General features: G+C 63.2%; 17 protein-coding genes, 1 rRNA gene and 1 pseudogene. 5 read left to right on the top strand and 14 right to left on the bottom strand.

From position 1 onward, the window contains the following. Positions 1 to 17 precede the first annotated feature (17 nt). The 3 genes and pseudogenes from ACWELJ_RS01520 to ACWELJ_RS01510 all read right to left on the bottom strand — a co-directional run. Positions 18 to 212 carry a DUF397 domain-containing protein gene (locus tag ACWELJ_RS01520; RefSeq protein WP_452364221.1) on the bottom strand — a complete coding sequence of 65 codons (195 nt, stop codon included), beginning with the start codon at positions 210 to 212 and terminating at the stop codon, positions 18 to 20. Continuing rightward, the gene (locus ACWELJ_RS01515) at positions 209 to 889 is read right to left on the bottom strand and encodes a DUF5753 domain-containing protein (protein ID WP_452364315.1); all 681 of its coding nucleotides are present in this window, start codon (positions 887 to 889) and stop codon (positions 209 to 211) included. Before ACWELJ_RS01515 ends, ACWELJ_RS01520 begins: the two co-directional genes overlap by 4 nt. A 42-nt stretch (positions 890 to 931) precedes the next feature. Then, a pseudogene (locus ACWELJ_RS01510) lies at positions 932 to 1,117 on the bottom strand (helix-turn-helix domain-containing protein); the annotation flags it as partial. A 152-nt stretch (positions 1,118 to 1,269) separates the two neighbouring features. Here ACWELJ_RS01510 and ACWELJ_RS01505 point away from each other — a divergent pair. Together ACWELJ_RS01505 and ACWELJ_RS01500 are read left to right on the top strand one after the other, a co-directional pair. Continuing rightward, on the top strand, positions 1,270 to 1,728 hold the full coding sequence (locus ACWELJ_RS01505; RefSeq protein WP_452364220.1) for a DUF4254 domain-containing protein: 459 nt from the start codon (positions 1,270 to 1,272) through the stop codon (positions 1,726 to 1,728). Positions 1,729 to 1,815: 87 nt separating this feature from the next. Next, positions 1,816 to 2,094 (top strand): hypothetical protein, encoded by a 279-nt coding sequence (locus ACWELJ_RS01500; RefSeq protein WP_452364219.1) that lies wholly within the window; start codon positions 1,816 to 1,818, stop codon positions 2,092 to 2,094. 3 nt (positions 2,095 to 2,097) lie between these two features. Here ACWELJ_RS01500 and ACWELJ_RS01495 read toward each other — a convergent pair whose 3' ends face one another. From ACWELJ_RS01495 to ACWELJ_RS01480, 4 genes are read right to left on the bottom strand one after another with little or no spacing between them, the layout of a single operon-like run. Further along, positions 2,098 to 2,472: a hypothetical protein gene (locus ACWELJ_RS01495; protein WP_452364218.1), complete on the bottom strand. Its 375-nt coding sequence runs from the start codon at positions 2,470 to 2,472 to the stop codon at positions 2,098 to 2,100. Between the two features lie 54 nt (positions 2,473 to 2,526). Then, positions 2,527 to 3,141 (bottom strand): LppA family lipoprotein, encoded by a 615-nt coding sequence (locus ACWELJ_RS01490; protein WP_452364217.1) that lies wholly within the window; start codon positions 3,139 to 3,141, stop codon positions 2,527 to 2,529. Further along, positions 3,138 to 4,802, bottom strand: a complete 1,665-nt coding sequence (locus ACWELJ_RS01485; protein WP_452364216.1) for an alpha/beta hydrolase — start codon at positions 4,800 to 4,802, stop codon at positions 3,138 to 3,140. Before ACWELJ_RS01485 ends, ACWELJ_RS01490 begins: the two co-directional genes overlap by 4 nt. 38 nt (positions 4,803 to 4,840) lie before the next feature. Continuing rightward, entirely contained in the window at positions 4,841 to 5,140 is a 300-nt protein-coding gene (locus ACWELJ_RS01480; protein WP_452364215.1) for a hypothetical protein, read from the bottom strand. Between the two features lie 335 nt (positions 5,141 to 5,475). Between ACWELJ_RS01480 and ACWELJ_RS01475 the strand changes: the two genes are divergently transcribed. Next, complete coding sequence (locus ACWELJ_RS01475; RefSeq protein WP_452364214.1) at positions 5,476 to 6,987, top strand: ATP-dependent nuclease; 1,512 nt, start codon at positions 5,476 to 5,478, stop codon at positions 6,985 to 6,987. Then, entirely contained in the window at positions 6,988 to 9,222 is a 2,235-nt protein-coding gene (locus tag ACWELJ_RS01470; protein ID WP_452364213.1) for a 3'-5' exonuclease, read from the top strand. A 366-nt stretch (positions 9,223 to 9,588) separates the two neighbouring features. On the opposite strand, the gene ACWELJ_RS01465 is transcribed toward ACWELJ_RS01470, so the two are convergent. Next, entirely contained in the window at positions 9,589 to 12,444 is a 2,856-nt protein-coding gene (locus ACWELJ_RS01465; protein WP_452364212.1) for a hypothetical protein, read from the bottom strand. Between the two features lie 357 nt (positions 12,445 to 12,801). On the opposite strand from ACWELJ_RS01465, the gene ACWELJ_RS01460 reads away from it, so the two are divergent. Then, on the top strand, positions 12,802 to 14,760 hold the full coding sequence (locus tag ACWELJ_RS01460) for a UvrD-helicase domain-containing protein (RefSeq protein ID WP_452364211.1): 1,959 nt from the start codon (positions 12,802 to 12,804) through the stop codon (positions 14,758 to 14,760). Between the two features lie 27 nt (positions 14,761 to 14,787). Here the strand turns inward: ACWELJ_RS01460 and ACWELJ_RS01455 are convergent, their stop codons facing one another. The 6 genes from ACWELJ_RS01455 to rrf form a co-directional block, all read right to left on the bottom strand. Beyond that, positions 14,788 to 15,882, bottom strand: coding sequence for a hypothetical protein (locus tag ACWELJ_RS01455; protein ID WP_452364210.1), 1,095 nt, complete (start codon positions 15,880 to 15,882; stop codon positions 14,788 to 14,790). A gap of 16 nt (positions 15,883 to 15,898) precedes the next feature. Then, positions 15,899 to 17,377: a WXG100-like domain-containing protein gene (locus ACWELJ_RS01450; protein ID WP_452364209.1), complete on the bottom strand. Its 1,479-nt coding sequence runs from the start codon at positions 17,375 to 17,377 to the stop codon at positions 15,899 to 15,901. Continuing rightward, on the bottom strand, positions 17,374 to 17,661 hold the full coding sequence (locus ACWELJ_RS01445) for a WXG100 family type VII secretion target (RefSeq protein WP_452364208.1): 288 nt from the start codon (positions 17,659 to 17,661) through the stop codon (positions 17,374 to 17,376). The genes ACWELJ_RS01450 and ACWELJ_RS01445 overlap by 4 nt, the downstream gene beginning before the upstream one ends. After that, entirely contained in the window at positions 17,661 to 17,990 is a 330-nt protein-coding gene (locus ACWELJ_RS01440; protein ID WP_452364207.1) for a WXG100 family type VII secretion target, read from the bottom strand. The genes ACWELJ_RS01445 and ACWELJ_RS01440 overlap by 1 nt, the downstream gene beginning before the upstream one ends. 71 nt (positions 17,991 to 18,061) lie before the next feature. Then, a complete protein-coding gene (locus ACWELJ_RS01435) occupies positions 18,062 to 18,598 on the bottom strand; it encodes an SUKH-3 domain-containing protein (RefSeq protein WP_452364314.1) in 537 nt (178 codons plus the stop codon). Between the two features lie 70 nt (positions 18,599 to 18,668). Continuing rightward, positions 18,669 to 18,785 (bottom strand): 5S ribosomal RNA (gene rrf / locus ACWELJ_RS01430). Positions 18,786 to 18,949 lie beyond the last annotated feature (164 nt).

Here is an 18,949-nt window from a genome sequence, read left to right as displayed (position 1 = left end):
CGCTATCCGAAAGTGGTTCAGCCTCGCCAGATCCTGCTGGCAAGGAAGCGATCCCACTGGTCACCGGAGAACACCAGTGCGGGGCCATGCGGGTCCTTCGAGTCGCGCACTCCGACCGAGTCGGCCGACAGATGGGCGATCTCGACACAGTCCGCGGTCGGCTGGCTGTAGGTGCTCTTGAACCATCGAGCACTGGACAGGTTCGTGGTCACTCCCCGTACTCCTTCACGATCTGATGCACCAACTGCTTGGTGTCATCCTCGGTCAACGCTACTCGCTGGATATCGGTGATCGCCCGCCGATGGCGGTCGATCATGTCCATTCGCTCCAGGTACAGGCTGCCGTCGTAGCCTTCGACGTACACAATCGGCGGCTCGGCAAGTTGACTTGCCAGGGGCGGGAATTCGAGCAGAGTGAACGACTGCGTCAGCAATCCGAGGTGACTCCCCGCATCCGAAGGCACAACCCGGATCGACAGGTTCGCGCGGGACCCGGTCAGTTCGAGGAGATATCGCAACTGCTCGACCATGACCGGCCGCCCACCGGGTGTCTGGTGGAGTACCGCCTCAGCGAGCAGTACGTCCACGCGAAAACTCGATTCCGACAGCCTGACCTTCCGATGCGCCGCAAGTTCCAGGCGTCGTTCGAGCGCGGCCGACGACACCGCCGGGTCTCCGATCAAGCTGAGCGCGCGCCGATAACCGGCGGTCTGCAACAGCCCCGGAAGCAGCAGCACCTGATGCGTCGTCAGGTGTGTCGCAACAGCTTCCAGCCCCAGATAGTGGTCGAAATGCGGCTCATACTGGTCGGTATAAGCCTGCCACCAACCTTTCGTTGTACCAGCAAGTTTCGCAGCGAGCGCTTGATCCCTCACCTCCTGCCACAGCATGAATATCTCGTTCCGCTCATCACTAGGATTCGGAACACGGTATAGGTCGAGGAGATCCCGAATTTGCGAAGTGCAGATCTTTACCTTCTGCCCATCCTCCATTCGACCGATGCTCTGTGGCGACATCTCGATATGCAAACCCGCAGCCAGTTGGCTCTTTTCAGCCCCTACTCGATAGCCGCGCAGCCTGCGACCGAGAGCCCTTCGTGGAAGCGATGATCCGGCCATTTCGTTAGCCTCGCTATCTGGGATGCTCCGTTCTGGAATGCGCCCAGCTGGAACGCCAACCATTCTTCGTTCAGAAGGCGCTGGACATACCAATTCTATTGCCGCAGGTGTCTACTGAACTCACGATCACGAAAAGCCGAGGGGAGCAACCAATGACCACCCACCTGCCGTCCAAAGATCTGCTCCTGCATGCCTGCGCCGGAACCATCATCCAACCGCACCCGCTCCTGCAGGCGGCCTACGAACTGGCCAGCCTTCACGAAGCCCTCCACTCCTCCACCCGGACGGATCTCCCTGAAATCGACTGCACCCGAGACCGATTGATCCACGACATCGACCTCTGGACCGCCCGCGAACTCCCCCGCCCGTTCGCCGCTGCCACCCTGCACACCGAAACCCTCGGCATGGTCATCGACCGCCTCGCCCGCTTCTCAGTCGATGCCCGCACCGCCCTCGCCGACCCCGCCACCGGCCTCTACTCCCACCACGCCTGGACCCGCCTGGCGGAAATCTCACTTGCCTACGCCGACCTCACCCACGACCTGACCGCCCGCACCCGCCGCATCCCCCACTCTGTCACCGCCCGCCCGGACAACCTTTCCCGGCCCTGAATCCGACTACTCACCAGCGGGTCTCACCGACCGTAACCGCCCTGCTCGGCTCACCCACTCCGGTCGATTTCCTGAAAGAGGCGCACGATGACCACCCTCTGGCTCCCCTTCCTCCTCGGCCTGACCGCCGGCATCACTCTCACCTGCCTGCTCCCCCTGCTCACCCGCCCCAGCCGCCCACCCACCACCGACGGCTGGACCGTCGCCGCCATCACCTACCGCCTCGAACGCGAACGCGCCGAGACCCACCGAGAGTCGGCATCGACTCAACAGCCCCTCAGCAATTATCGCGCAGCCGCTTCGGCCAACCTACTGGCATCGAACCTGAAGACAGCCAACGGTATTGGGCCTTCCAGATCGCGCTGAGTACTACCACTCGGGCGCCTTGATCGAGCCGCGCTCGTAGTCGTCGTCGAGCGCTTCCTCTAGCTCGCGCTGCCGTTCCCTGCGCTCGGCTTCCCAGCGCGCCGAGTTCGCCTTCGTGTAGGTCGAAACCGCTTCGAAGGTTGTATCGGCTCGCAGTTCCCGCAGTGCTTCATCGACCTTGGGGCGCTTATCTTCCACCGCCGCCCGATACGCGGCCATGATGACGGATTCCTCGCTTACGGTCACCGATAGCAGGCGATCCTCAGCGTCCACGACGACGCGAATGCCGTTGATGACACCGACACCCCGGATCTGTTCAAGGGCATGTTGGGCACGCTGCACTTTCAAGCCAAGTGCATCGGAATCATTGTGCTTCACAGACCTTCACCGCCTGAGGTTCGAATTCCTGACGTACCCGACCGGATGTTGATGTCATTTCGGTCGTTCGGTGGTCGGCACGACAGAGCTGGTGGCTGCTTTCTCAGCAGCAGGCAGTCGACAACCTGTTTCGCTGGTGATGCCCCGAGTGCTCAGCCACAGCACTGTCCCGTTGTTCCCGATGAAGCGGGCGTCACGATCGCCGGGCTTCTCGGTGATCGGTAGCGGATCGGCCTCTGTGGCACCCAGATCGGCCGCGAGCTGGCGAGCCTTCTCACGCACCTGCGGCCACACTGCGTCAGGAATGCCGCCGTGCGTGGTATCGCCACCCTGGGTGATGTAGTCCGGCATGTAGAGGTCGCGGCCCGCTGTCTGGTCGTACGGGGCACCGCATGCCGCGGGTTGTCGGTCTGTACTCATCCACTTCCAGGTCATCCCTGGGACCAGCGAGCTCGCGTAGGCAGCGAGGTCCTCCACCGCCTGAGTGAGGCGCGCTTGCGTATCTTCGAGGGTGGGCCGGGACCGGAGTACCTGTTCGGCGTGGGCTGTGTCGGCCGCACCGGTCTTCTTGTACTCGGAGTCCAAGGAGTCACATCCTGTCGTCATCGCGATCACCGCAGCGGCCAAGGCCGACGCAATACCCATCCGATTGATGTTGGGTGCCTTCACTTCTTAACCGCCTCATTCGGGAGACCTGCCACGATCATGGCTGTGTTCCAGCCGGAAGTACGCAGCTGTGGTTTGCCGTCGACGTCGGTCGTACGTGGATAGTCTGCGTGCTCGTAGGCCCCGCCACGGTGCACGCCGTCGGGTGTGGTGTGAGGTCCGGTTTCCAGGTGGGTGAATCCGGGGAGAGATTTCGGATTGTCGCCAAATCTAGGGAGGTTGGCGATCTTGTCATCTCCGCCGGTCATCTCGTACCGATGTCCATCGGGCACATTGAGATTCGAGACCTGCTGATCACCGCTCACAGGCCAGTACCAGTGCTTGTACGGCAGATCCAATCCCGGCGAACCGTAGACGACGAGGTCGTCGACGGGTTGATGGCCGGACTGCTGCAGCGCGAGCCCGGTCATCACCGATCCGTAGGAATGCCCAACCGCGGTGAGATGCATAGATCCATCATCGTGCGAGGCACGCACACCGTCGTAGAACGACGCGAGTTTCGGCGCGCCTGCCCTGGCCATCGTGTCGTTGAAGACGTCCCTATATCCCTGCGCGGTGGTACCGTCCACATCCTCATTGAATTTTTTGATATCGCCTTGTGGCAGGTCTGCCCCAATCCACGCAATGGGCACCACCTTCTGTCCTAGCTTCGGATCATCAGGGTTCAACTTGTTGAGCGTGCTCTCGGCGAGGTTTTTCACGGCCCGGTTTTCGGTGACCATGCTTCCGAGCGAGTCACGGACGTTGCCGTTCAAACCCGGCGCGTTGACCGATACATTGGCGGCGGTATCGGGGTTGCCGACCGAGACCGCCGCGTGGGCCATCTTTCCGGATTGGGTGTCCATCAGCAGCAGCATGGCGTCCGGGTTATCCTTCAGCGTTTTCTGGATGGCCCGCAGGTCCGGAAGCTTGTGGGCCACCGCCGGATCGCCGTTCTGCGCGCGCGTCAACTCGTCGTCGAGCTTCTGCCGGTTGTAATGGTCGCGGTCGACTGAAGGCAGGCCGTCGCGGTTCCCGATGTACTGGTCCTTCTCGTAGAGTGCGTCCTTCTCTGCCGGGGTCAGCGTCTCCCAGAAGTCGTGCAGCTTCTTCGGATCGGTCGGCAACTCGGATCTACCATCCAAGATGGCTTGCACATCCGAGCGCACAGGTGCACCGTCGGGCTTCTTCTCATAATCACCGAGCGCCTGAAGATCGGCCGAGATCGCCTTCACCGCTGCGGTTTCCCCATCGCCGAACTGCGTCAGCAGGGTCTTGATCCGACTCTCGTACCCTGAAGCCTGGCCGTCGAGCATCTGCTGGGCCAACGCAGTCGTGGCCGAGTTCGACTGGTCGGCACCCGATGGCACTTTCGGAGCATGCACAGTGCCGTCATCGTCGACGGTCATCCCCGAGTCCTTCATCTCGACATCGAGGATCCGCAGCAGGGCGGTCCGGGTATCGCCGAGCGAGACGCCGTAGATGTTGTACTGGTCTGCAATGCCGACGATTGTGGTCGCGAGGTGATTGCCGTGCAGCTTGTGAGCCACCGCACGCTCGGAGGCGGCCGCCGCTCCGGCGCCCTTCCACTGGTTCATGGCGTTGTCGACCGACTGCTCCATCTGGTCAACCTTCGAAACAAACGCATCGTTCTGCTTCACCAGATCTGTGGCGTAGTCGAGCATCGACTGTGGGTCGCATCCACGAACGTGACTGATCGTGGTCAACTCACGCCCTCACCGCGGCCGTACTTGTCCAGCTGGTCGGCGTTGGACTTGTCCATGTCCTCGTAACTGCCATGCGCCGTCTTGGCGCGGTCCGCCAGGATCTGGATCTGGCCACGGATCAATCCGTACGCCTTCAACACCGCGTCGCCGACCTGTGTCGAGGCCGCCTCGATTGGGGATCCCGGCATCTTGACTGTCTTGGTCAGGGTGATCTTGCCGATATCCTCCGCCTGCCCGCCGAGCTCATTCGCCAGCCCGTGCAACGTAGATAGGTCGACGTCGAGAATGTCAGTCACCGCTTGACCCCCTGAATCAGTTCGCGGTACGAACGTTCTCGGGGACCCTAGCATGATCATCTGACCAGTCTGTTCAAAGCCCAATGCGCCGAGGACGACCCCGCAGCAGCAGCCTCACGTGACGCTACTCGAGGCTGACCAGCGCGGCCGAGGCCTGCGTCGCCCGGGCCCGGAGCGCACCGTGCGTTTCGCAGCCCCGCCGAAGGCCAAATCGCAAGTGGCACAATCTCTGACGGTAGGCTCTTGATCAACCGGAACGCCGCTGGCAGTACGCGCCCCGGTTTCGGGTAGACCACTGAACGACCGGTCCGTGTACGAGGGGTAAGCGAGACGCAGTGAGCGAATTCAAGAGCGAGATCCGCGACGACATGATCGAAGCGTTGACAAACAAGGTCGCGAAGGCCAACTACGGCCAGTACGTGAGACGGCTGATGCTGCGTCGTGTTCGCGGATTCGTCGGCCAGGAGGTCAGCTTCGATTTCCCGGTCACCGCTGTCGTCGGCCCCAATGGCGGTGGCAAGTCCACCATCCTGGGTGCGGCCGGCTGCGCGTATCGAGACGTACTGCCCGGCCGGTTCTTCGCCAAGAGCGGCAAGTACGACGACAGCATGCAGAACTGGTCGATGGAGTACGAGCTGGTCGACAAGTCCCTCAACACCCGACTGCCCGTGCTGCGCACCGCAAGCTTCAAGCGGCACAAGTGGATCCGCAACGCCGTGCACCGCGAAGTCCTGCACTTCGGTGTCGAACGCACCCTGCCGGCCTCCGAGCGGCAGAACCTCAGGAAAGCCGTCGGCGGCTCATTTCAGGCCGTCAAAGAGGTCCCGATACCCCCAGCAGTCGCCGGGGAAGTCGCGAAGATCCTCGGCAGGTCGATCGACGGCTTCCAGAAATTGCACCTCGACGACACGGACAAGGTCACCATGTTCGCCGGCCTTACCCGGCAGGGCGAGGGCTACTCCGAGTTCCATTTCGGTGCCGGCGAGGCCAGCGTCATCCGGATCGTCACCGCGATCGAGGCCGCGGGCAACAACGCGCTGATCCTCATCGAAGAGATCGAAAACGGGCTGCACCCGGTCGCGACCCGGCGCATGGTCGAATATCTCATCAGCGTCGCCCACCGAAAGTCGTGCCAGGTCATCTTCACGACCCATTCCAACGACGCGCTCGCACCACTGCCACCGGCCGCCATCTGGGCCGCGCTCTACGGCGACGTCCTGCAAGGCAAGCTCGACGTCCACGCCCTCCGCACCATCACCGGACAGATCGATGGAAAGCTGGCCGTCTTCGTCGAGGACACCTTCGCGGAACAGATGGTGGCAGCAGCGTTTCGCGCATACGACGATATCGAACTGGATGCCATCAGAATTCACGCGATGGGCGGCGAATCACCCGCACGCAAGGTGACCGAACAACACAACGCGAATCCGACGACAAACTTCCCCGCTGTCTGTGTGCTGGACGGAGACCAGGCCGCACACCGCGACCCGAGTAAAGGCATCCACACCCTGCCCGGAAATTCCGCGCCCGAAGCGCACGTCTTCGAGCGCGTCCACGCACGACTCGACGACTACCTCGCCAAACTCACAGTCGCGCTGACCCTTCCGGTGGAACGACAGCACAGGGTGCGATCCGTGGTGGAGAGTCGAGCACTCACCAACCGAGACCGCCACGTCATCTGGGAGCAGATCGGCGCAGATCTGAACCTGCTCGCCGGCGTCACCGTCTCCAATGCCTTCCTGGCCATCTGGACGCAAGCATGCCAGGACGAGGTCAAACAGCTGGTCGAATCCCTCGGGAACCAGCTTCCGCGCAGGCAGGCGAACACCAGCAACCAGGGGTTGTAAGTGGCGAACATCGTCATGGCGAAGAGCAGCGCGGCGACGACACTGTCCAGGGCGGTCAAACCGAAGATCTACGACTTCCTTTCCGACCTTCAAAATGACTCCACTGCAGCCTATTTGGTGCACCCGATCGACGGTGGACTGGACCGTCGAGTCCGGCTGGGGCGCGTCGACGCTCACCATCGGGCGATCCTTTTCCAGGTCGATCCGAAGGATGCCGACACCACCTACATCTATATGGGCACTTGGCTGACGGACGAAGCCACCGCCCTGGCTGCGTGCTCGATCCTGCGGGTGCATCCGGCCACGGGTGCATTGGAAGGTGTTGTCGCGGAATCCGATCGCGACAGCGACGCTCGAGACGCCCTTCCGAATCCGGCACCTGTGCGAACTGCCGGGTCGATCCCCGCTGTGCCCACAGCACCGATCCTCGCGCGGGCCGGCTACACCGCGGCCGACCTGGTCGAGAAACTTGGACTTGCCCCCGCCCTCGCAGCACGTGCTGTGGCCGCGCTCGATACCGAAGCCCTGGTCGATCTCGCCGCCGACGCGGAAGCCAAATTCGGCACCTGGCAGGGAGATACGCTGCTCGAACTGGCTGCGGGGACAAGCCTCGCAGAGATCCGGGAGAAGTACCGCTTCGCACCGGAATCCGAGCTCGACGCCACCGACGACTCGCTCATTCGAGCCCTCGACCATCCTGCGTCTCAAATGCTGTTCACCTACATCGGCGAGGACACCGCCGAGCTGCGCCGCATCATCGAAGGGGGTGACTTCACCGCGTGGCGCAGATTTCTGCATCCGGAGCAGCGACTGTATGCCGAGCAAGATTTCAGGGGCGCCTTTCGGCTGTCGGGGGGCGCCGGGACCGGAAAGACCGTAGTCCTCGTCCATCGCGCTCGCAGTCTCCTTCAACGGAACCCCGCTGCGCGCATCATTCTCACCACCTTCAACACCACGCTCGCGGAGAGCCTCGATACCGAATTGCGAGTCCTGGACCCGGATCTCCCCCGCGCCGACGGCGTCGGTGGCGCCGGTGTGCTGGTCATAGGAATCGACAAGCTCGCCAACCAGATCGTCACACAAGCAGCAGATATCGGCGACGCGGCCGACGCCCTGTTCGGCATCCGGGCCGTCGAACTGCCGGCACGCCGCACCGATACCGATCAACTCTGGCAAGACGTCATCCACACGACGGACTGCACCGGCCTGGAACCGCGGCTGGCAACACCCGGCTTCCTCAACACCGAGTACGTGTACGTCGTCCTCGCCAACACGGTGAAATCCTTTGAGCGGTATGCGAAGACTCACCGCCGAGGCCGACGAGTACGTCTCACCCGGAAGCAGAAGTACACGATTTGGCAACTGATAACCGCATTTCGCAGTCGCAGCCAGGCCGAGCGCAGTCTCAGTTTCCCAGAGGTGATTGCGCTGGCTGCTGCACAACTGGGAGTCGCCGCAGAAACCCTTCGAACCCGAATCGCCGATCATGTCCTCGTGGATGAAGCGCAGGACCTACACCCGTCCCACTGGAACCTGCTCCGCGCTCTCACCGACGAAGGGCCCAACGATCTGTTCATCGCAGAAGACCCGTACCAGCGGATCTACGGGCAGCCGATCAGTCTCGGCCACCTCGGCATCGACATCGTCGGACGATCACGGCGTCTAACCCTGAATTACCGGACGACCGCCCAGAATCTGCGCTTCGCGCTCGGAATCGTCACCGGTGCAGAGTATGTCGGCGTGGACGGCAAAAGCGACTCGACCGCAGGCTACCGCTCGATCAGGCTCGGCCCGGTTCCGGCCCTCATCCCCTGCGGCTCGGTATCCGATGAGCTTCAGGCGATCGTCCAGCAGGTCCGAGCTTGGGTCGATTCCGCCATCGCACCGCACACCATCGCGGTTCTGGCCCGGACCACTCGCCGCTGCGAGCGAGTAGTGAGCGCACTGGCCGGCCACGGAATCGACGCGGCGATACTCGAGCACAACCCGACGTCCGAGAATCATGTACAGGTGATGACTATGCACCGATCCAAGGGGATGGAATTCTCGCGAGTGATACTTGCCGGTGTCGGAGCGAAAGAGCTGCCTATCAGCACGGTCACACAATCCGTGCCGGAGGAAGAAAAGGCCGAGGCACTCCTTCGCGAGCGATCCCTGCTCTACGTCGCAGCAAGCCGGGCACGCGATGAAGTGGTCGTCACCTGGATCGGAACGAAGTCCGAACTGCTCGGGTGAACCGTGGACATGTACGCCCACGGCGATTCGAACAGGGCCACAAGGTCTTGTCAGATGTCCAGAACCCCGACACGTTCCACAGGTCGGGCTGAGTAATCGTCGGGTCGACGATCGAATCCATGATGTAAGAGGTCACCACGGCACGGATCGCGGGATACGCGCCCTGGGTGCCCAGTTCCGCGAAAGGCACGTCATCCTGTTGTGACACAAGACTATTCAGTCATCAGGCGCAAGCGCCGGCACTCACGTCTCCAATAGTTCGTGTCCATCCCAGATGAAGAGAGCGATTGTCACCGCGTCGTCGCCGGTGTTGATGTGGTGGATGCTGATGCCGCATGTTCCAGGACATCCTCGACTTTGCGGTCTTCAGTGGTCGATGAACCAGGCCTCGGAATCGTCGTGGGTGCCGTCAGGGCAGCCGGTGCCTGCGCCTCGCGGGTGCGTCAACACGCAGCTCAGTCTTCGGTCGGAGACATCGCGGCCGGTGCTCACCAGGATCGCGATGGTCGCATCCGTCGCCACCTGCGCATCCGGGGTGAAATTCAGGTGGCCGGTGATGCCCGGGTAGTCCTTTCGGAGGGCTAGGAAGGCTGCTCTGCGGTCGAGCGGCGTCTCCCCGCTCGGGAGCGACTTGTTGCTCCCGCCCAGAGCGTTCGCGAACAGGCCGACCACGTCGAAAGCGATTGCAGTGCGATCCCCTGGCCAGGTTGGGTCGTAGACCGGCTTCGCACCAGGGGTGTTCAGCGTAGTGGCAAGGGTCTTGATCCCTCGGCAGAAGTCCAGAAAATCGCCGGAGCGGCCGGTGCCGTCCAATTGGTTCTGGACACATTCCCTTCCGCCCAGGATCGCTTCTGCACCTTTGGCGACATAGCGAATATTCATGCCCTGCGGCACATTTTGCATTGTGGCGGGGTCGGTAACCAAGCGAGTGACGGTATCGGCGCCGAGCAAATCAGGTCGAGTCTCGGTCTTGCACTGCTGGGCCACGTTCTGCGTGAACGTCGCGAAGTCCTCGTTGCGGCCGGCGAACAGAAGCAGGGTTCGGCGGTTGGTCTCGTTGGTTTTACAGTGCGCTGCCAGATCAGCAGTCGTGTTCGCATCGGCCAAGCTCAGCACCGGAGCATCGATCTGCCGTTTGGCGAACTCGCGTCCTAGGTCGTCCGCCAGGCTGTTGACAAAAATGTCCCCGACAGAGTCTGGCCGATAGATCAATACCCTCTCGAATAGTCGCCGTCCAGCGTCGGGACCGGACTCCGGAGCCCGCGCGCCCGCAACGTAATCCGCAATCAGCTGCGCGTGGGTGGTATTGCTCGGTACCGCCTGTAGGTACAGAGGCGACGCCTTGGACAGCGCGTCCGCGGACAATGTCGTACCGACGACCGGGACACCCAGATCACCGAGTTCGGTGATGGCTCGCTGCGTCTCCGCGGTGCTACGGTCCAGTCCGATCACGCCGAAAACCGTGGGATCATCGCGCAGTAGCCGCTTCAGCATGTGCTCGACCACGTAGGTCGCTTGCCCCATACCCTCGCCGCCGTTCGCGATGATGATGCGGACCAGCGGATCCGTCGGCGCCTGTTTGTCGTTGAACCTCCTCTGCTGAATCGCGAGGCCAGCCAGCTCTTCGACGATCCCATGCGAGTACCTGGACTTGGCTGAGTACGTCAGACCCGCGAAATACACCAGCGAGATCAATCTCCGGCTGTGGTCACGCTGATGCCTGTCTTCCGCAGTCGCGTTCTGGCGGAAAACCTCGCGCTGCATAGCATTCAGCGACTCATCGCTGGTGAAGACCCGCCGCGTGTCGGCGCTGTATCCGATGCACTCGTTGTCATGCTCCTCGACCGCTATTCCGGTCGTCCAGGGCCATTGAGCGCACGATGGATGCCGCAATGCGGGAACCATCGCCCACGCACTGACAGCCGATAGCACGAGCGGGACCACCACCGCGAGCGAGACGAACCATCTGCGAGCCGCCATCGGCGGAGCGGGCGGACGAGCCAGACCGGGATTGATACGCGTCGAACTCGACAGTGCCGAGTCCCAGCGGAACAGTAGCTGCCACGCGTAGGCGAACCGGTTCCGGCGCATATCCGCGATCTCGAACTGCCAGCGCTGCAGCGCGTCCTCCGGCTCGGCGGGCTCGGCCGTTCCACGAGGCTCATCCAGCGGCGGGCGGTCGATGAGCGGTACGAGTGTGGTCAGTTCATTCGGTTCTTCACCGTATGGCGCGTAGTTCACGTGAGCCACCACGACCAGTGGATCGAATAGGCCTGTCTCATTGCGGATTTCGGTGATCCACTTGAGCAGGTTGGCAGCGGGGGTCGCCTCGCCTCGCCGGCTCCCCACCACCGCCGGCAGGGTCTCCTCCACATTGTCGAGAAGCACGACCGGATACGCGGTTCTGCGCCAACTCGACGGACGCCAAATCCGGCGCGTATACGCCGCACGCAGGTCCGAGAGAAACGCGTGCACCAGCAGTTTCGAGACTTGCTCGGAATTCTCGCGGATTCGGTGCGGATCGGTCATCCGCGTCGCGAAGGCAAGGAAGTTGTCGGACAGCTCCGGCGCCAAGTACCTCTGGTTCATGAACCAGCGGCTCTCCCTCGACAATCCGGGAACGACACCGCTGACGAAAAGCCACAGGCGAAGCACCGGCCACAACGACAAGACCACCCCGACCACCTTGTCGACGATCCCGCCGACCAGCCCGCTCAGCGTCCCTACCGGCTGAGTCAGCGAACCGCTGCGGAGCAGCCGCGGGAACCGGCCGCGCAATTCATCAGCGGCAATATCGGCCTGGGCGTCCCGAAGACGCTGACGGGTGATCCAGTTCGCGGCGCTGTACCGCGGGAATCGAATGGGTCCCATGCCCGTGTTGCAGAAGGAGATATCGTTGGCGAGCTTGTCCAGAATCGGCAGACACGGGTACTTGGCTTGATCACCATCGAGTTCGTACTCGCGGACCTGCCCCTCCTCGATGGCGACTGAGTCGGGCCTCATCTGTTTGACGTCCACACGTACCCGCGGCACCGTACGACCGTGTCCGCCCGCCAGCCAGGACTCGACAGCGGGTAGTGGCGACCCGCCCTCGAAATTGGTTGTAACCAAACAGATAATCGGTCGCGGCAGTGGACGCCTCCGGCGAAGCATGATCGGCCACACACGAGGACGCTCCTCCGGCACGGCAAGCGTCCGCAACAGCTCATACAGCTTGCCCATAGTGGATACATCCGGCACAGGCCGTCCCCTCCCGCAGTCCTACAGCGGCGATTCACTTGGTGAATCTTGTCGGCACTGTACCGCTACAGATCCGATCGAGTAGGTCAGTTTGCCTAAGAGAGAACAGGATTCGACCCTTCGGCCGCAGGGGTCGACACGCCCGCCCCTATACCTGCGTTCCACCACATCAGTGCCGTGCCACCTCGTATGCCGAAATGTGCCATCCGGCAACAACTCCCGACTCACCACAAGCAATGGCATTAATTTGCTACTCACCGCAACTCGCTTGCGGACGTTGGTGTCTCGGGCAATGGGGGTCGAGCACCGGCCGACCTTGGTCTCAGAAGGGGGTCCGTGATGACCGACATGTGGTTCGAGCAGCGACGGCGGTGGGTGGAGCGCAAGCTGGCGGAGTTGCCGCAGTTGGAGGCGGCTCACCGACGGTTCCTGTCGGTGCCGCTGATGCGCGGTGGGTGGCAGGTGCTGGTGGAGAGGCCCGGAACATTTGCCCGCGACGGTCGGGCGAGCGCGTTCGCGGTTGGGGTGGGTGGGGTCTTCGCGTTGACCTTCGCAGACGCCTTGCCGGCAGCGAAAGAGCTGGTACAGATCCGTGCGCGAGCCGAGGAGACATTCTCGAATCTCGTTTCGGGTCGGAGCCAGTATGTGCCACACATGATCGATGTGGTGGTGCTCATGAACCGGGCGACGGAAACGTATCCGGAAACCTCCAGCGCGACTGCGGATTTGAATGGGTTTCCCGAACTGCTCTTCGGAGGGGACGCAAAGCTGTCCCGGAAGCGAGCGCGGGAGATCGCGGAAACGGTCGCCGCGCGGGATGGCCGCTACGAGCTGATCTCAACCGATGACGCGCCGAAACAGGCAGCCACTCCCGCGGCCGACGGGCTGTTCGCTGCGGTGGATCTCCGCGAAGATGTGCGCTCGAAGGCACTGGCGCGGCCATTCGACGAGTGGATGATCTTCCTGGACCCCGGCCAGCACGACCTGGTTGTCCGCAAATACAACGGTCCCGCCAGGTTTAGCGGGCCGGCCGGGACCGGGAAAACCGTGGTGGCCCTGCATCGGATGGCGCGGTTCGCCAAGCAGAATCCGGGGCGGTTGTTGTTCACCAGCTTTGTTCGCAATCTGCCGGAGTACCACCGGTCGTCCTTCGCGCGACTAGCACCTCAGGTCGGGGATCGGGCCGAGTTCGTGGGCCTGTACGGGTGGACGATGCGCTTCCTCAAGGACCGCGGCGTTGACTTCAATCTGGACAGCGGCGCCGCCGAGACCGCATTCAGCCAAGCTTGGAAGGGGTATGCGCGGCCGTTGCTCGAACCCATCGAATCGAACCCTGGCTATTGGAAGGACGAGATCCAGCGCGTAATCAAAGGGCGCGGGATCGCCACCTTGGAGCAGTATCAGGATATCGACCGCACAGGGCGCAATGGCATCAGTCTCGGCGACAAGCAGCGGGAAATCGTATGGCGCCAGCTGTTCAAGCCCTACCAGGGGCAGCTGGAACGCCGGGGCGTATCCGACTTCATCGATGTCATCCACAAAGCCATCGTTGAGCTACGCGCCACCCCGCTCGACGACCCGTACGGATTGGTCGTCGTCGACGAAGTGCAAGACTTCACCCTGCTGGAGCTGAAACTGGTGCACCAGATCGCGGGTGGAGAACCGAACGCCCAGCTGCTCCTGGTCGGCGATGGTCAGCAGCAGGTGTACGCCGGTGGCTGGCGGCTGTCCGACGCCGGAATCCCGATTGTCGGCCGCGGCGCGGTGCTCGACAAGAACTATCGCAATCGCGCGGCCGTGCTGGAGTACGCCAGACGTATCGACGCCGGGAACTCCGTCGACGATCTTGACGGAGCTCCGGGATTCACCCTGCGCGACGCCGAAGTCGTATTGCCCGGTGGATTAGCCAAATCCGAGACCTTTCCGCGGCGTGAAGCCAACGCTCGGCTGGTTCAGGCGATCAAGGACTCGGGGCTGCCGTTCTCAGCGATCGCGGTCATTCTCAACACCCATGTCGAGATCGATCGGGCGCGTGCGGCCTTGCGCCGAGCCGAGATCCCCACGCTGTCGCTCGATGCGTTCGACGGAACCCCGCAGAAAGCCGTCAAGATCGGGACGATCCACCGCGCCAAGGGAATGGACTTCGGCGCCGTCTTCCACCTCACTGACGCACCGAAGCAGACGAAGTCAGAACTCACCGGCGCAGAACGCGATCGGGCGGAACTGGCTGCGCGGCAGCGCATGGTAGCGCTGACACGGGCACGCGACTACATCTGGATCGGTTTCATGCAGGATTGAATCTGCCGCCACATGCTCCTGATAGGGCTAGTCCGGGGGCATGTGGTATTCGACCTGGTTGTCGGCGATTTGGATGCCGTGGCGGCGGAGGTTGTCGAGGAGTTGGCGGGTGAAGCGGCGGGGTGGGCGGTAGTGGGTGCTGTGGTCGGAGATGAGGTGGAGGTGGCCGTCTTTGGCTGCTAGTTCGCCGGCGGCGGATACTGGGGCTCCGGCCAGGAAACTGGAGTGGTGGAACTGGCCGAGGATGTGGTGGGGGGACGAGTAGATGTCGCCGTTGGCGTCCATGACGAAGATGGCTCGGCCGCCTTGTGGGGTCCAGAGTGTGCTGGCTGTGGTGGTGTCGAAGGGGGTGCGCTGGCTGTTGAAGAGGAGGCCGTTGGCGATGGTCAGTTTGTAGGGGGCGCGTTCGGCGGGGGTGAGGTAGTGGACGTGGGTGCCGTTCCAGCGGGTGTTGCCTGGGAGGTGTTCGCCTGCGAATTCTGGGCGGAGAGGGGTTGTTTCGAAGAGGAAGGGCGGGGGCGGGGTGGTGGACAGGAGAGTTACCTCGGTGGGGTCGATGGGTGCGGAGGTCAGTAGTTCTTGGAGGATGGCGGGGGCGTCGGCGTTGGGGGTGAGGGAGACCAGGGCGGTTGCGGATTCGGGTGGCCAGCCGGGGCAGATGAAGGCTATTTCCGGGCCGGACTTCAGGCGGAGGAGTAGGAGTTCTCGGTTGTAGCCGGGGGGCTTGCGGAACATTTTGCCGAGTAGGGGCTGGAGGTCGGTCCACGGCAAAGAGATTCGGGCTATCGGGGGGAGGTTGACGAACTCTGGCCATCGTTCGAGAGGGATCTCGTGGTACGGGCGGTCGGGCCAAGGGCGCATGGTTTCGAGTTCGTCGACCACTCGGGTGAAGAAGGTGCGCTTCTCTGTCTCGGAGAAGGGCGCCTGGACGACGGTGTCGAGGGGGGCTCCGGAGGCCAGGGCGTCGAGGAGGGCGCGGTGTTGTTCCTCGACGGTGAGGTCCCACAGTGGTTTGTGGACAAGCCATTCGGCTGTGCGGTGGGCCTCGGCGGCATCGAGGGACGGGGCGAACTGGGCTTTGTACAGGACGGCGGTGACTACAGCACGCCAGGGCTCGGTCATGTCGGATCCTCTCGTGCTACTTCGGGGCCCGCAGGTCGATCTGGGCGGGATCGATGTGGAGGCCTTCGCTGCGGAGTTGGTCGATGACCTGGTTGGAGAACTTCTGGGCGGGGCGGTAGTGGCCGCTGGCGTCGGAGATGAAGCGGAGTTCGCCGTTGGTCACCTGGATCTCGCCGGCACCTGCTACCGGAGCTCCGGACAAGAAGCTGGAGTGGTGGAATGCGCCTGGCTCGTGGAACTTCGACGCGTAGAGGGCGCCGTTCTCGTCCATGACGAAGATAGCCCTTCCGTCGTTGAAGTGGGTGGCTGAGCTTGTGGTGTCGAAGAGGTTGCCGCGGGCGTCGTAGAGTTTGCCGTCTCGGATGAACAGTTGGAAGCTCTGGCGTTCTTCGGGGGTCAGGTAGCGGACCGACCGGCCTGGCCAGATTGTGTTTCCTGGAATGCTTTCGCCCTTGTAGTGGGGGTTCATCGGGGTTGTCTTCAGTTTAGGGACGGAGCCGGTGCGGCGGCCGAAGACCGCGAGTCTGGCGGAGGCGGCTTGGACCCACTGCGCGACCCTGGTGGCGAGAGCGCGGAGCCGTTCGGCAAGAGCGCCGACCAGTCGCGCGGATTCCCTTGCCTTGGTGGCCAAACCGGCGATGATCGAGGCGATGCGGGCCGCTTTGACGGCTATGCGGGCAGCCCAGGCGGAGTTGCCGATGTACTCGGAGAGGCCCGCGGTGACGGGGGCCAGGAGGGCGAGGCCGAGTTCTACCGCGGCGGTTTCGAGACCGAGGTCCTTCAGTTCCTCGAGGATTTGGTGGTGGGCCTCATCGAGGTGGTGGGCGTAGTCGCCGCAGGCGGTGGCGAGGGCCGAGCTGATGGTGGCGAGGTCGATGAGGTCGGATTGGCGGGCCCGGGCCGCTTCGATCGCGGCGGGGATCTCCTCGGACTGCTGGTTGGCGAGGAGGTCAATGGCCTTGGGGATCGTGTCGGCCAGGGTGTGGAAGTTCGTGGCTGTGGTGGACCAGGCGGATTGGGCGGAAAGGAGTTCGGACTGGTGGCCGTTGGGCCACATGGCGCCTACGGCGTCCTTGATGATCGACCAGCCGAAGGGTTCGGGGATGCCGTCGCCGGCCGCGGAAGGAGCCTCGTCCGGAAGACAGGATGGCGGGGTCAGGGTGGGCGGTGGAGGTGGATCCACCTCGTTGTGGGTGGCCGCGGACTCCCCTGCCTGGTGGTTGTAGGCACCGACCACGAGCAGATCTCGGACTTGCGCTGCGGCGGAGGCCAATTGGGCCGAGGCTTGCAGGGCCGAGGTCGCGGCCTGGTCATAAGCGGCGGACCACTCTTGGCCGATGGTGTCGCTGCCGGCCATGCCGGCGTTCGCGCGGAGAACGCCGAGCAGGGCGGAGTGAGTGTCGACGGCGTCGGTGTTGAGGGTGCCGAAAACCTCTCCGGCGGAGCTGTATTCGCCTGCTCGGCAGACGATCAGCGGGACCGTGGGAGGGCTCATGGCCACATGGACGCGTTGGTGGATCCCACCGTTCCGTAGGCGGTGTGGGCTGCGGAGAGCTTTCCGCGCAGGGCTCGCAGGGCCTCGCGCATGAGGGCGGCCGCGGCTACGCGGTCGTCGTGAGCGGCGCGGTGGGCGGTGGCGGATTCGCCGGACCAGTCCACGTGAAGGTTGGCGACGCACTTTTCGATCGCGGCAATGCGCGCCTCGATCGAGGACTCCAGTGTGGTTGTGCTGTCGATCAGTTGCTGCAGACCACCCAGGTCGACCCGATAGTCCGCCACTAGAGCACCTCGGGCAGGTCGAGGCCCGAACCGGCCTGGGTGATCGTCTGGGCTCCGTGAAGGTCGGTTCGGGTGAGTTCCGCGGCTGCCTGACGGAGCAGCGTCGCGTCGGTGGCGAAGGAGGTGAGAATCCGGTGGGCACCGGATTCCCAATCGGTCCACGGGTTCTCGTGTGAGGCCGCGGCGTCACCTTGCCAGTCGCCGCCCAGGAAGGAGCGGACCAGCCGCATGTGGGCGGTCAGGTCGGCCACGAGGTCCTGGGCCGCGCGGTCCAGCCAATCCGCGGCCGCTCGCATCGCGGCCGGGTCGATGTTCAGTATCCCCACCATCCGCACGAAGGTAGTGACGGAAGGCGGTGGAGCGGTGCGAGATTCGAACTTCGCGCACTCGGGGAGTGTGACTAGCCCGCGTGCATCCATTCGGAGGTGAAGCGGGGGCGCGGGCGGTGGTAGGACAGGATCGAGGTGGGGACGATGTGGCGGCGGATGATGACCTCGAGGGCCTGGGGGAAGGTGGGAGCCACGAGGTTGAGGGCGAGGACGCCGTCGGAGACGATCCGGCCGTCGTCGAGCATCAGGAGGAAGGTCGTGCCCGCTGTGTTGGCAGCCAAGGGGGTCATGCGGCGGCCCAAGGCGCGTTCGAAATCGGCGTAGCGGTCGTACATGCCGTTGGCTACGTCAATGGGATCGAAGAACAAGGGGTCCGCCGGCCAAAGCGCGCTTGGGAGGTCCGGGGGCTGGAGGGTCAGGTTGCCGAAGCTTTGGAGGATGCTCGCCGCGGGGCGGGACACGTGAAAGCCCTCGGCTTCCAGCTGGTCGGTCCAGTCGGTGATATCGATACGACGGGAAGGGGTCCAGCCCGCTGCGGTGAGGGCTCGGCACGTTACTGGATTCGGCCAAAAGTAGCGCATGGTGGATATTCGGCGCTGAAAGATCATGGGCACGTATCGATTTGATCGAGATACGCAGAAACCCCCTGACCGAAGTCAGGGGGTTTCGCGAATGATGTTCCGGCGGTGTCCTACTCTCCCACACCCTGTCGAGTGCAGTACCATCGGCGCAGGTGGCCTTAGCTTCCGGGTTCGGAATGGGACCGGGCGTTTCCCCACCGCTATAGCCGCCGTAACTCTATGAAACTGTCACACAGAGAGCCAAACCCGGCACCCGCGAACGGGATTCGGACCTGTCTTCCTTTATCTGTGTGTTGTTTCAGATACTGCACAGTGGACGCGTAGCTTCTTTGTTGGTAAGTCCTCGGCCTATTAGTACCAGTCACCTACATCTGTTAC

Source organism: Nocardia sp. NPDC004582, from assembly GCF_053602115.1.
Note: the sequence above shows the minus strand (reverse complement) of the source record. Positions and strands in the feature narration are given on the sequence as shown.

Excerpts from the sequence above, each read along its gene's own strand:
- ACWELJ_RS01500 (WP_452364219.1), top strand. The coding sequence starts at position 1,816 with ATGACCACCCTCTGGCTCCCCTTCCTCCTCGGCCTGACCGCCGGCATC.
- ACWELJ_RS01440 (WP_452364207.1), bottom strand. The coding sequence starts at position 17,990 with ATGGTGGGGATACTGAACATCGACCCGGCCGCGATGCGAGCGGCCGCG.
- ACWELJ_RS01485 (WP_452364216.1), bottom strand. The coding sequence starts at position 4,802 with ATGCTCGACTACGCCACAGATCTGGTGAAGCAGAACGATGCGTTTGTT.
- ACWELJ_RS01460 (WP_452364211.1), top strand. The coding sequence starts at position 12,802 with ATGACCGACATGTGGTTCGAGCAGCGACGGCGGTGGGTGGAGCGCAAG.
- ACWELJ_RS01465 (WP_452364212.1), bottom strand. The coding sequence starts at position 12,444 with ATGGGCAAGCTGTATGAGCTGTTGCGGACGCTTGCCGTGCCGGAGGAG.
- ACWELJ_RS01455 (WP_452364210.1), bottom strand. The coding sequence starts at position 15,882 with ATGACCGAGCCCTGGCGTGCTGTAGTCACCGCCGTCCTGTACAAAGCC.
- ACWELJ_RS01450 (WP_452364209.1), bottom strand. The coding sequence starts at position 17,377 with ATGAGCCCTCCCACGGTCCCGCTGATCGTCTGCCGAGCAGGCGAATAC.
- ACWELJ_RS01515 (WP_452364315.1), bottom strand. The coding sequence starts at position 889 with ATGCTGTGGCAGGAGGTGAGGGATCAAGCGCTCGCTGCGAAACTTGCT.
- ACWELJ_RS01505 (WP_452364220.1), top strand. The coding sequence starts at position 1,270 with ATGACCACCCACCTGCCGTCCAAAGATCTGCTCCTGCATGCCTGCGCC.
- ACWELJ_RS01435 (WP_452364314.1), bottom strand. The coding sequence starts at position 18,598 with ATGATCTTTCAGCGCCGAATATCCACCATGCGCTACTTTTGGCCGAAT.